11 protein-coding genes are annotated in these 12,413 nt (G+C 70.6%); 6 read left to right on the forward strand and 5 right to left on the reverse strand.

Annotated features, from left to right (window positions below; all coding sequences use genetic code 11):
* Window positions 1-51: 51 nt before the first annotated feature.
* On the forward strand, window positions 52-1,986 hold the full coding sequence (locus QI554_RS13710) for a flavin-containing monooxygenase (RefSeq protein ID WP_281469754.1): 1,935 nt from the start codon (window positions 52-54) through the stop codon (window positions 1,984-1,986).
* On the opposite strand, the gene QI554_RS13715 is transcribed toward QI554_RS13710, so the two are convergent.
* Genes QI554_RS13715 through QI554_RS13725 form a run of 3 tightly spaced genes read right to left on the reverse strand, consistent with a single transcriptional unit; the run spans window position 1,976 to window position 5,846 of the window.
* Complete coding sequence (locus tag QI554_RS13715; protein WP_281469756.1) at window positions 1,976-4,960, reverse strand: NACHT domain-containing protein; 2,985 nt, start codon at window positions 4,958-4,960, stop codon at window positions 1,976-1,978. The two genes, QI554_RS13710 and QI554_RS13715, sit on opposite strands and share 11 nt — an antisense overlap.
* On the reverse strand, window positions 4,950-5,288 hold the full coding sequence (locus QI554_RS13720; protein WP_281469757.1) for a trypco2 family protein: 339 nt from the start codon (window positions 5,286-5,288) through the stop codon (window positions 4,950-4,952). Before QI554_RS13720 ends, QI554_RS13715 begins: the two co-directional genes overlap by 11 nt.
* A 33-nt stretch (window positions 5,289-5,321) precedes the next feature.
* Window positions 5,322-5,846 carry a GNAT family N-acetyltransferase gene (locus tag QI554_RS13725; protein WP_281469759.1) on the reverse strand — a complete coding sequence of 175 codons (525 nt, stop codon included), beginning with the start codon at window positions 5,844-5,846 and terminating at the stop codon, window positions 5,322-5,324.
* Window positions 5,847-5,893: 47 nt separating this feature from the next.
* Between QI554_RS13725 and QI554_RS13730 the strand changes: the two genes are divergently transcribed.
* The 3 genes from QI554_RS13730 to QI554_RS13740 all read left to right on the forward strand — a co-directional run bounded on the left by QI554_RS13730 (window position 5,894) and on the right by QI554_RS13740 (window position 8,247).
* A complete protein-coding gene (locus tag QI554_RS13730) occupies window positions 5,894-6,454 on the forward strand; it encodes a TetR/AcrR family transcriptional regulator (RefSeq protein ID WP_281469761.1) in 561 nt (186 codons plus the stop codon).
* 61 nt (window positions 6,455-6,515) lie between these two features.
* Window positions 6,516-7,457: a hypothetical protein gene (locus QI554_RS13735; protein WP_281469763.1), complete on the forward strand. Its 942-nt coding sequence runs from the start codon at window positions 6,516-6,518 to the stop codon at window positions 7,455-7,457.
* Between the two features lie 76 nt (window positions 7,458-7,533).
* Complete coding sequence (locus tag QI554_RS13740) at window positions 7,534-8,247, forward strand: VIT1/CCC1 transporter family protein (protein ID WP_281469765.1); 714 nt, start codon at window positions 7,534-7,536, stop codon at window positions 8,245-8,247.
* 43 nt (window positions 8,248-8,290) lie between these two features.
* On the opposite strand, the gene QI554_RS13745 is transcribed toward QI554_RS13740, so the two are convergent.
* Both QI554_RS13745 and QI554_RS13750 read right to left on the reverse strand, forming a co-directional pair.
* A complete protein-coding gene (locus tag QI554_RS13745) occupies window positions 8,291-9,046 on the reverse strand; it encodes a bestrophin-like domain (RefSeq protein WP_281469896.1) in 756 nt (251 codons plus the stop codon).
* Window positions 9,046-9,759: a hypothetical protein gene (locus QI554_RS13750; RefSeq protein WP_281469768.1), complete on the reverse strand. Its 714-nt coding sequence runs from the start codon at window positions 9,757-9,759 to the stop codon at window positions 9,046-9,048. Before QI554_RS13750 ends, QI554_RS13745 begins: the two co-directional genes overlap by 1 nt.
* A gap of 269 nt (window positions 9,760-10,028) precedes the next feature.
* Between QI554_RS13750 and QI554_RS13755 the strand changes: the two genes are divergently transcribed.
* Both QI554_RS13755 and QI554_RS13760 read left to right on the forward strand, forming a co-directional pair.
* A complete protein-coding gene (locus tag QI554_RS13755; RefSeq protein WP_281469770.1) occupies window positions 10,029-11,444 on the forward strand; it encodes a family 2B encapsulin nanocompartment shell protein in 1,416 nt (471 codons plus the stop codon).
* A 114-nt stretch (window positions 11,445-11,558) separates the two neighbouring features.
* Window positions 11,559-12,326: a bestrophin-like domain gene (locus QI554_RS13760; protein WP_281469772.1), complete on the forward strand. Its 768-nt coding sequence runs from the start codon at window positions 11,559-11,561 to the stop codon at window positions 12,324-12,326.
* Window positions 12,327-12,413 lie beyond the last annotated feature (87 nt).

The raw sequence follows: 12,413 nt of genomic DNA on the forward strand, positions 1-12,413 counted from the left end.
ATGTGACCGCATCATTCGTCGTTCCGCCTGGAAGCTCGGAGCCGTCCGCACATGAGCCTTTCCAACCCGCACGCGGGCCTGCCCATCACCGATGACGACGCGGCGATCGCGGCCGCGCTCGAGGACGTCAGCGTTCCGGCGCTGCTGCTCTCGCTCGTCCACATGACAGGGGACCCGTCGTACATCCGCGGGGCGATCAAGCCACGCATGCTCGTCCTCAACGAGGTGCAGGGCTTCCTGCCCGAGGAGGAGAAGGCCGAGGCGCGGCGCCTTGCGCTGGAGGCGATCAAGGCCTACCGGGACGGCGGGTGCGTCCTGCCGCCTCCGCCGTCGCCCGAGCTCGTACGCGAGATGATGAGCTGGGTCGCGTGCGAGGACGTGCCCGAGGAGTACGTCCCGATGATCCTCGAGGAGATGGAGCTCGACGGCGTCGACGCCCGACGGGTCGAGGTACGCGCCGACGCCGCGGCACGCGAGGCCTTCCCCGTCGTGGTCATCGGCTGCGGGCAGTCCGGGCTGCTCGCCGGGATACGGCTCAAGGAGGCCGGCATCCCGTTCACCGTCATCGAGAAGAACCCCGGGGTGGGCGGCACCTGGTGGGAGAACTCCTATCCCGGCTGCCGGGTGGACGTCGGCAACCACTTCTACTGCTACTCGTTCGAGCCGAGTGACCACTGGAGCGAGTTCTTCGCGCAACAGCCTGAACTCCAGCGGTACTTCGACGGCGTGATGAACCGCCACGGCGTGACGCCCCACGTCCGGTTCGGGACCGAGGTCGTGTCGGCGGTGTGGCACGAGACGACGGCGACCTGGCACGTGACGGTCCGGGGCCCGGACGGGGCCGAGGAGACGTTGGTCGCGCGGGCGGTCATCTCCGCCGTCGGCCTGCTCAACCGCCCCAAGCTGCCGGACATCCCTGGCGTCGGCGACTTCGAGGGCCCGGCCTTCCACTCGGCCCAGTGGGACCACGGCGTCGACTACCGCGGCAAGCGCGTCGCGATGATCGGCGCGGGCGCGTCCGGCTTCCAGATAGCCCCGACGATCGCGCCGGACGTCGCGCACCTGACGGTGTTCCAGCGCACGGCGCAGTGGATGTTCCCGAACCCGAACTACCACGCGGCCGTCGGCCCCGGCGTGCGGTGGGCGATGCGGCACCTGCCGTTCTACGGACGCTGGTACCGGTTCCTGATCTTCTGGCCCGGCAGCGACGGCGCCCTGATGAGTGCGCGCATCGACCCGTCCTGGCCGCACCAGGACCGCTCGATCAGCGAACGGAACGACTTCACACGGCAGATCTTCACCGACTGGATCACCAGCCAGGTGGGCGACGACTCGGAACTGCTGGCGAAGGTGCTGCCCGACTATCCGGCGACGGGTAAGCGGACCCTTCAGGACAACGGGAGTTGGCTGCGGGCGCTCAAGCGCGACAACGTGGAGCTGGTGCGGGAGGGCATCGCCCGGATCGAGAAGGACGCCGTCGTCACGGTCTCGGGTGAGCGGCACGAGGTCGACGTCATCGTGTACGCGACGGGGTTCCAGGCCAACCGCTATTTCTTCCCGATGCACATCGTGGGACGGGACGGGGTCGTGCTGGCCGACCAGATGGGCGACGAGCCGACGGCTTATCTGGGCATCACCATGCCCAACTTCCCGAACTTCTTCTGCATGTACGGCCCGGGGACGAACCTGGCGCACGGCGGGAGTCTGATCTTCCACTCCGAATGCCAAATGCGGTACATCGGCGGGTGCGTCGACACGCTGATCCGGGACGGCGTGCGGTCGATGGAGCCGAAGCCGGAGGTCGCCGAGGCCTACCACGCGCGGCAGCAGGCGGAGATCAAGAACCTGGTGTGGTCGCACGAGACCATCACGCACTCATGGTTCAAGAACGAGAAGGGCGACATCCACCTGGTGAGTCCGTGGCGGCTGGTGGACTACTGGGAGTGGACGAAGCGCCCGGATCGCGAGGACTTCGTCATTCGATGAACTCGATGACGCCGGGAGCGAAGACCTCCTGGCCCGGGATCGACGGCGGGGCGTCTATGCGCAGGCGGACCAGATCAGGAAAGACCGCCGAGATCGGGGCCAGAGTCGTGGGGTGCATTCCCCTCAGTGTAAGACCGCTGATACCGGCCAACACGGGAGCGTCCGACCACAAGCGTTCGCACGAGGCACTCTGCTCACGCCCAAACCCAATCAGCGTCAGATGCGAAACGGCCTCGCCGACAAGCGGGGACAGGTCCAAGTCCGGAGGCGGCTCGGCGATCACGATCTGCGAAAGCACCCTTGCCCCGACGAAGGCGGCGAGCACATCCGCCCGGGGCCTGTCCAAGGCGACATTGCGCAGATGGCGCAGATCAAACCTGCCCGCGATCTCGTTCGCATCCGCCGCCCAGCTCACGGTCACACGCTCGTTCTGCTTTAGCCGACGCAGCTCGTCAAGGTGGGCGGGTACGAATGCCGCCACGGGGTGACCCACCCCGATCAGTTGCACGACGACCTGGTCCGCGAAGGGGCGGGGTTCGAACTGCGGCCATTGCGCGTTGACGGCCGTGCGCACTTTCAGATCAGGGTGCGTCGCATAGGTCGCCAGGATCGGCAGCGCCGTGTCACCGCCGATCCGCCCGGCAACCCGCACTTCACGCTCGGCGAGTTCCGGTGCCAGGGAGGGATGGGACGGCAGCTGGTTCAGCACCATCGGTCCGGCCGCGACCAGGCGCTCGATCGTGTCGTTGTCACGCGGGGGCAGGTGCTGGGCGCTTCGGTCGCTGACGAGTTGCATCGTCTCCGGGTCGACCTGCGCCGCGTCTCCGAGGCAGGCGAGCGCCAGCAGGTGCAGGCGTACGGCGTAGTCGTCCTCTTGGTCCCCGCGCCCAACCAGGCCGCGGAGGATGTCGCGGACCTCTTTGGGGCGCCCTTGCGCGACCGCCATGCGCACGACGTCCTCCCACAGGTCGTCGTGCGCGTGCTTCACCAGTTGGCCGATGTCCTCCTCGTCCAGCACCGCCTTCGCTCCCAGATAGTCCTGGAAGGTGCGGTGCACGAAGTCCACGGTGCCGACGCTCGGCTCGCGCAGCAGGCCGCTGCGGCCCAGCAGGTGGCGGAGCACCTTGTCGAGGAGTTCGGCATCCTCGCCCGCGCGCCGCAGCGATGGCAGCACCGCGAGCGATTCGCGGATCATCCGGCGCAGCGTCGCTTGGTCCGCCTCCGACCGGTCGTTGCGGATCAGCCAGTAGGCCAGCCGCTGGAGTATCGCGACCTGGTCGGAGTGGGTGAGTTCGACGCCCTCGGTGGCGCGGATGCCCTGCTGTTCGTCGCGCCGGACGAGGAGCATCTGGAGCGCGGCGTCGTACAGTGCACGTCGGCCATGCGGCAGGTGTGCCTGACGGTCACGGTTGAGGGCGCATACGAGGGCGCACATGAGGGGGTTGGTGACCAGCCGCCGGAGGTCGCTCATGGCCGTGATGCCGGCCATGAGCGTCGCCTCGAAGTCGCGCAGTTCCGCGGCCTCTTCGTCGTCTCGGCAGGTGTGGCGTGCGGCCTCGTGCCAGCGCTGGACGAAGACGCGGACGTCCTCCTTGCCCATGGGTGCGAGGGCCAGTTCCACGAACTCGGCACCGGCCAGCCATCCGTCGGGCAGCGCCGACGGCCGCGCGGTGAGTACACAGCGGGTCCCCGGAAAGGCCGCGAGCAGGTCGTCCAACCAGTCGCGGGTGCGGTCGCGGTAGGACTGGGGGACCTCGTCGAGGCCGTCGATCAGAAGCAGGCCGCGCCCGGCGGCGAGGACGTCGTCGATCCAGCCGGGCGGCATCGATCCCGCGCGCGGGTGCCCGGTCGCGTGCAGGAATTCGGCGGGCGTGGGGAGGGCCTCCGGATTGCGGCGGGCGAGGGTGCGCAGCGGGAGCACGAACGGGACGAAACCGTTCAAGGTGTCCAGCGGACCGGTGAATTCCTCGCGCGCGGCGGTGGTCGCGAGCCACTGCACGAGCGTGGTCTTGCCCGAGCCCGCGACGCCGCGGATGACGACCCGGCTGTGCGGTGCGAGAGCGTCTTCGACGCGCTGCGGCTGGTCGAATCCGCGCCTGCGCAGTTCCTCCATGAGCGCGCCCAGGAGGTCGGACGAACCTGAGCCGTACCGGCCGCCCGGGACCACGTCGAGGCTCAGGTAGGCGGTCTCCAGAGGCCACGTCCCGGTCTCGGCGCGACTCAGATCGATGCCGAAGACCGTGAGCCTGCCGTACCGCTGGACGATGCTCTCCGCGTACAGCTCCTCGAAGTCGAGGTGATCGGCGCCGGATTGGACGTCCTGGAGCCTGGGACCGCGTCCGGTGTACCGCTCGTACGCCTCCCGAAAGCCCTCGTCCGCGGCGATCACGTGCATCGGCGCGATACCGAAGCGCGCCTCGCCCCAGTTGTCGGGAACGCTCACGGCCAGGCCGACGAGCCGGCCGTGCACGAACACCGGTGCCCCGGACATGCCCCGCCAGGCCCGTTGCCTGCCCCGGCCCCAGCGTGGCGGCGCGTGCTTCCCGTCGAGGATGTACATACCGGCGACCATGTGCGATCCGGTCTTGAGGACGCCGACGAACTGCTCGGTGTCCGGTCGACGCCCGTGGCGGGCGACCAGCGGAAATCCGATGCACTCGGCAGTGGGCGGCTTCCGGATTCCACCCATGCGGCCGAACGGGACGGGGCGTTCGTCCCACGGCGCATCCGGCCCGACCAAGTCTTGGTCGGCGAGGAGCAGCGCCGCGTCGCTTGTGACCGTCGTATTGAGCCACACCGCCTGGCACGGCACTTCGCGGGTGCCGCCCGGGACCGCGACCCGCATCGGGCCGATGTCGTCGATCGCGTGCGCAGTGGTCAGCACCAGCCGTTTCGTCAGCAGGTACCCGCTTGCCTGGTATTGCGTGCCCAGTACCAGCGCGACCCGTTCCTTGACCGGGTGCTCACTTGCCACCGAAGAACTCCGAGGTGTCGGCCGGTTCGTCGGCGGCGATCAGGTAGCCGTCACCGGTCGTCAGATCCCGTGGTGTCAGGGTGAATTCGATCTGCTGGACGAAGCCTTCGGTCTTCGTCGTCCCCCGCTCGCCCGACACGACCCAGGCCTGGGCACCGCCCTTGCCGGTCTTCTCGCGGCGGATCTCGACCGTGAAGGACATCCGGATCGGGCCGACCTCGAAGCCCATGGCCTGGCCTGCTCCGCGTGCCGCTGCCGCGAGCAGGCCGTCGCGGACGGCCTGTACCGCGTCCGCGAGTTCGACGCTGTCGATGCCTTCGGTGTCCATGCCCGTCCCCCGATCCGTGGCCCCGGATCGAGGTTAGGCGAACGGCAGCTCCATCCGCTGCTCGATCGCGTCGATGCCCCACGTCCGGGTCGGCTCGGAGTGGGTGACGCGGAATCCGGCGGACTTGTACAGGTGGTGGGCGGCGTCGAGTCCGGCGATCGTCCACAGGTAGACGCCCGCGTATCCGCGGTCACGGGCCTCGGTCATCGCGCGTTCGAACAGCGCCCGTCCGATGCCGCGCCCACGCGCGTCGGGGTGCAGGATGACCCAGCGCAGCCGGCCCCAGCCGTCGGGTGCGTCGCCGCGGACCATTGCGACGGCGCCGACGACGCGTCCGTCGAGTTCGGCGACCCACATCTTGCCGGCGTCGTAGGTACCCTCCGAATGCCAGGTGAGGACGAGTTCGGCGATCTGCTGGGCGGCGAGGGCCTCCATCGTGCCGTCCATGCCGTACTCGTCGGTGTACAGCACGCCGTGGAGGGCGACGACCGCGCCCAGGTCTCCCGGGCGGGTCGCCTCACGGAGGGACGAGGGGGCGGGTCGGGGCGAGGTGTCCATAGCGGCTATCCTCCACTGAAACACTCGTTTCAGTGGAGGATAGCCCGATGCCGGAGCCGAGGGAAGACTCACCGCGGCGGCGCGAACTCCTCGCCGCCACGCTCGCGTACGCCGCCGAGAACAACCTGTCGGACCTGTCGCTCCGCCCGCTGTCCGCCGCGATCGGGTCGAGTCCGCGCGTGCTGCTCTACCTGTTCGGCTCCAAGGAGGGCCTCGTCCGCGAGGTGCTGGCCGCGGGGCGGGCCGAGCAGCTCGCGTTGATCGAGCGGGCCGCGCGGGAGGGCGACGGGCCGCGCGCCACGCTGGAGCTGCTGTGGGGCTGGTGCGCCGACCCCGGGCACCGCACGATGCTGCGGCTGTTCTACGAGGGGTACGTCCGTTCCGCGGGCGCGTCCGGCGAGGGCCCGTGGCGCGGGTTCGCGGCCGGTTCGGTCACCGAGTGGATGCCGGTGCTCGGACCGGTCCTGGAGGGCACCGGGGTCTCCGCGACGCTCGCGCTCGGGACGCTGCGCGGCCTCCTGCTGGACCTGCTGGCCGATGACAATTCACTCAGCCGGGTGAATCAGGCCTGGTCGGAATTCCTTGACGCGGTACTGCCCGAGGCCTGAAAAAGCCCAGCTCAGAGCGGTGTCGTGCGGCAGACCCCGGAGAGGGCATACGGTCTGCCGCATGTATGGGGACCAGGACCCGCGCAACAACCGGCAGCCGCCGCCTCCGCCGCCCTTCGCGCCGCCCGGCGCCCCGGGGCCCTACCAGCAGCCGTACGGCGGGCCGCCCTACGGCCCGCCCCCGCCCGGCCCGCCGCGCGGCCCGTGGATCGCCGTCGGGGTCGCCGCGGTGCTGGCCGTCGTGCTGATCGTGGTGCTGGTGACCACGTCCGGCGGGAAGGACGGCAAGCCGGTCGCGTTCAAGGACCCGGGCGGGGCGCCGTCGCTGCCGATGCCGACCTTCACGATGCCGTCGATCGGGATGCCGACCTTCCCGTCGTTCCCGGGCGGGTCCGGCCTGCCGCCCGGTCCGACGGGCCGCGGGACGGCGCCGGGCGGCGGCGCGCCGTCGGCCTCGCCCTCGGCCTCGCCGACGTCGAACGACTGGGACCGCGCGGCGGACGACCACCGGCCGTTCACCGCCAAGGAGTGGTTCCCGGACGACCTCGGCGACTTCAGCATCCAGAAGCGCCCGTACGTACAGCTCGCCCAGGACGAGCGGCCCTGCACCGCCGCCGAGGACGGTCTGCGCCGAATGTTCACCGACAACTGCGTCGGCGTCGTGCGCTCGCTGTGGACCGAGCCCACGCACACCTATGTGGGCGCCCTGTCGGTGGTCTCGCTGTCGACCAAGGCCGACGTGGTGTCGATCGGGAACCGCCTGTCCGCGGGGCAGTCCAACGGGGACTACGTCGCCTTCATCCCGCCGCCGCCCGGGTCCGGCGTGAAGTTCTCCAACCAGTCCCGCACCTGGGTCGGCACGTCGACCACCGGCCACTACATGATCGTGATCGAGATCGCGCGCAGCGACGGCCGCGACGCGGGCGACGCCGGCACGAAGCAGATGTGGGACGACCTCTACCTGGTCGCCGTCGACCACGTGAACGCCCAGATGTGGGGCTGACCGGCGCCGCGAAAAGGCGGTCCCGGCGGCGCGCGGCCGACTGGTGGGCCGCCGGGTTCCGTGTTCCAGTAAGACCGTGGTGGTCAAGGACCTGGTCCCCAACGGCGACGAGGGCCTCGCGTCGCGGTTGAACTGGCTGCGCGCCGCGGTGCTCGGCGCGAACGACGGTGTCGTGTCGACGGCCGGCATCGTGCTCGGCGTCGCGGGCGCCCAGGGGTCGCGGGCGGAGATCCTCACCGCGGGCCTGGCGGGGCTGATGGCGGGCGCGTTGTCGATGGCGGCGGGCGAGTACGTGTCGGTCAGCACGCAGCGGGACGCCGAGCGCGCCGCGCTGCGCCGGGAGGCCCGCGAGCTGGCCGACGACCCGGCGGCGGAGCTGACCGAGCTGACCGACGCGTACCGCGCCAAGGGCCTGTCCCCCGAACTGGCTCGGCAGGTCGCGGTGGAGCTGACCGCGCACGACGCGCTGGCCGCGCACGCGGAGACCGAGCTGCGGCTCGACCCGGAGGAGCTGACGAATCCGTGGCACGCCGCGTTCGCGAGCTTCGGCGCGTTCGCGGTGGGTGCGGTGCTGCCGCTGGCGGCGATCCTGCTGCCGCCGTCGTCGTGGCGCATCGGTGTGACGGTCGTGGCGGTGCTGCTGGCGCTGACGCTGTGCGGGTGGGCCAGCGCGCGGCTCGGCGGGTCCGAGCCGCGCGTGTCCGTGCTGCGCAACGTGGTCGGCGGCGGTCTGGCGATGGCCGTCACGTACGCGACCGGCACGCTGCTGCACGTGTCCGGCGGCGTCTGAGCGGCGGCCGTGGGGATGCCCGGCGACGCCGCTCCGCACGCCGTTACTTCAGCTGTGAGTACCGCTCCAGCGCGTCCCGGAACGCCGACGGCCCGACGTTCAGCGGCGCCGTGAACGGGTCGCGCAGCTGGAACACCAGCAGGATCCCGAAGCCGACGATGGCGCCCGCGAAGGCGAGCAGCGCCACGTTGCGCGGGTTGGCCGTCATGCCGACGAGGCACGGGTAGACGACCACGAGGATCCCGGCGGTGATCATGGCCGCCAGCAGCACGCGCGGCGAGACGGCGTCGAGGTCCGCCAGGCGGGCGTACCTCTTCACGTAGACGTCGTCGACGGCGGCCGAGGTGGCGTCGTACGCCGAGCCCCGCCGGTCCTCGGGCACCGCGCCCAACGCCGCCTGGACTCCGTCGAGTTGCCGCCACGCCGCGGAGGACGCGTGGTGGTGGGCGAGGTCGGGCCACTCGATGTCGACGACGGTGTGCGTGTACTGCGTGATGCGGGCGCGGATCTCCTCGCGGTCGGGCGGCGCGAGGTCGCCGGCGCGGGCGTACGCCTTGGCCAGCACGCGCGCCTCCTCGTGCGCGTGCGAGCGGGCCAGCGACTGCAACTGCCAGGCGCCGACGATGAGGAAGCCCGTGATCAGGATGAACGAGGACAGCACCACGCCGCCCGCGAAGGTGAGCGCCTGAGGGTTGAACGAGCCTTCCCGGCTCCGCTCGCTGCGCCCGAGCAGCATCGCCGCGGCGACCGCGACACCGGCGCCGAGCACGGCGCACAGGATCCACATCAGCATGATCATCACGAGGGCCTCCCGGGGCCGCCACGGCTGTTGGCACCGTGACCGACGGCGGCGAGTGCCGCGGGGACGATGGCGAGCACCAGGGCGCCGCCCAGCCAGGTGATCAGGTCCCAGCCGCCGGAGTCGTCGTCGGGCTCCTCGGCCTTGGCGGCCGTGGCGGGCATGCGCGGCACGGCCGGCATCGGAGGCGTCGGCGCGGGGCTGGTGGCGGGGGTCTCGGACGGCTCGGGCTCGACGAGCGGCGGCAGGTCGGGCGCCTGCGCGGCGGGCAGCGCGCGCGGCGGGGGCGTACGGCTGGGAACCGGCCTGTCCGGTACGGGGGTTGGGGGCGGCGGCGCGGGCGGGGCTGGTGGACTGCCGCCGATGTTCACGGTGTTGTCCTGGTTGACCGGCCCGCCGCCGGACGTGCTCTCCTGCTGGATGACGGTGACGCCAGGCGCGGGCATCACCTCCGCCGCGGGCCGCGCGCACGCGCACGGGCAGTGCCGGCCGAGCAGATCGGGGACGAAGAACAGGACGCGGGACAGCAGTTCGGTCATGCCGCAGGACGAGCCGGCGAGCACCGCGGCCCCCGGCACCGAAACCGCAGGCGTCGCGGCGGGGGCATGCACGGCAGCCGCCGGCGGAACGGCAAGGGCCAACGCGCAGGCCGCGAGCGGGACCGCGCCGATCCGGATGCGCGGCCGAGCGGGGCGTGCGTACTTCAGGAGCATGTGATCAGCGTGGGCACATCCCGCACACGCTGTGAGGGATTCGCGACAAGATAGCCCGTTCGGGTAATTCCCGCGGCAGATCCGGCCTTTCCGTCCTCGACAAATCTCCATGGATTTCGTGGAGTTCCTTCGCACATACGCGCGATGTTGTCGGTTTCCGCCGGTTCGAACCCCACACTTTCGTGTCATTGATCAGCACTTTTCCGGCACCCAGGATGGTTGGCGCAGGCCCGGATCAACGGGTCCCGGCATCAGGGGAGGCATGACCAATGACGGTCGAAGCGGGATTCGACATCGAGGCGGACGGCACCGATCCGCAGCAGAGCCTTGGCACCGCCGCGGCGCGGAATCTGGCGACGACGACCAAGTCCGCGCCTCAGATGCAGGGCATCAGCTCGCGCTGGCTGCTGCGGATGCTCCCGTGGGTCCAGGTCAACGGCGGTACGTACCGCGTCAACCGGCGCCTCACGTACTCCGTCGGCCGCGGCCGGGTCAGCTTCGCGCAGACCGCGGACCGGGTGCAGGTCGTGCCGCCCACGCTGTGCGAACTCCCGCTGCTGCGCGGCTTCTCCGACGAGGGCGTGCTCGCCGCGCTCGCGGAGCGGTTCACGCAGCGGGAGTTCGCGCAGGGCGAGCTGCTGACCGAGGTCGGACGGCCGGCCGACCAGGTGTACCTGGTGGCGCACGGCAAGATCAACAAACTGGGGGACGGCAAGTACGGTGACCAGACGGTGCTCGGCGTCCTCGCGGACGGCGACCACTTCGGCGACGAGGCGCTGGTCGAGGAGGACGCCGCCTGGGGGTACACGGCGATGGCCGCGACGTCCGGCACGCTCATGGTGATGCCGCGCCAGGCGTTCCAGGACCTGATCGACCGCTCCCCCGAACTGCTGGTGCAGGTCGCGCAGTTCCTGGCCAGCGCGCAGCAGTCGACGAACAACCACGGCGAGGCCGCGATCGAGATGGCGGCGGGCCACGAGGGCGAGATCGACCTGCCCGGCACGTTCGTGGACTACGAGCTGTCGCCGCGCGAGTACGAGCTGAGCGTCGCGCAGACCGTGCTGCGCGTGCACAGCAGGGTCGCGGACCTCTACAACCAGCCGATGAACCAGATCGAGCAGCAGCTCAAGCTCACCATCGAGGCGCTGCGCGAGCGGCAGGAGCACGAGCTGGTCAACAACCCGGAGTTCGGGCTGCTGCACAACGCGGACCACGAGCAGCGGATCCACACCCACCACGGTCCGCCGACCCCGGACGACCTGGACGAGCTGCTGGCCCGGCGCCGCGACACCTCGCTGCTCCTGGCGCATCCGCGCACCATCGCGGCGTTCGGCCGGGAGTGCAACCGGCTCGGCCTGTACCCCGAGACCGTGGAGCTGCAGGGCAGCCGGGTGCCGGCGTGGCGGGGCGTTCCGGTGCTGCCGTGCAACAAGATCCCGATCACGGACGGGCACACGTCCTCGATCCTGGCGATGCGCCTGGGCGAGCACAACCAGGGGGTGATCGGCCTGCAGCAGACGGGTCTGCCCGACGAGGTCGAGCCGAGCCTGTCGGTGCGGTTCATGGGGATCAACGAGAAGGCGGTGATCTCCTACCTGGTGAGCGCCTACTACTCGGCGGCGGTGCTCGTGCCGGACGCGCTCGGCGTCCTGGAGAACGTCGAGATCGCGCGGCCGCGCGACTGACCACGGCATGACCGGATGCGGCCCGGCCGTCGTGCCGGGCCGCGTCCCGCCGCGCCCTCGTCGGCGCGGCCGTCTTTCCGACCCCGTCCGAGACACGCACACCAAGGGGCCGTCATGAGCTGGTCGGATGTCTTCATCCTGGTCGGGGCGCTGCTCGGCGTCACCGCCTGCATCTACGTGGTGCAACGTTTCGTCCCCCACCCGCTGCGCGAACGGCACAACGACGTCGCGGGGTTCATCTTCGCCGCGGTCGGCGTGCTGTACGCCGTGCTGCTCGCCTTCGTCGTGATCGCGGTGTGGGAGAACCACGACGCGGCGCGCCAGAGCACCTTCAAGGAGGCGGACGAACTCGCGGGCCTGTACTGGGTGTCGCGCGAACTGCCGCTGCCGCTCGGCGCGGAGCTCGAGCACAGGACGCTCGAGTACGCGGAGACGGTCATGCACCAGGAGTGGCCGCTGATGGCCAAGCACAAGAGCTCGCCGGGCGCGACGCAGCTGGTGTACCAGATGCGCCAGGGGGTGATGTCGTTCACGCCCGGCAGCACGCGCGAACAGGTGCTCTACCAGAGCGCCGTGACGCACCTGGAGAACATGGCGTCGGCGCGCCGCTCGCGGCTCAACCAGGTCGACGAGGAGGTGCCGACACTGCTGTGGATCGCGCTCATCTCGGGCGCGGTCCTGACCGTGGGGTTCACCTTCCTGTTCGGCCTGTCCAACACGTTGTCGCACACGTTGATGGTGCTGATGCTGACCGGTCTGGTGGTGGTGTCGTTGATTGTGATCAAGGAGATGGACTTCCCGTTCACGGGCATCACGAAGGTCGAGCCGACCGCGTTCGAGGTGTTCCTGAACCGGCTCCCACCACCGAGGCTGGTGACCTGACGATCCGTCACCTAGCCTGCCCAGGCAGGAGCACAGCGCCGACCGGCACCCCGGGCCGACCGCCCGGGGTGCCGGAGCGGCACGGCG

This window comes from Yinghuangia seranimata (assembly GCF_029953285.1).
In the GTDB taxonomy this organism is placed as follows: domain Bacteria; phylum Actinomycetota; class Actinomycetes; order Streptomycetales; family Streptomycetaceae; genus Yinghuangia; species Yinghuangia seranimata.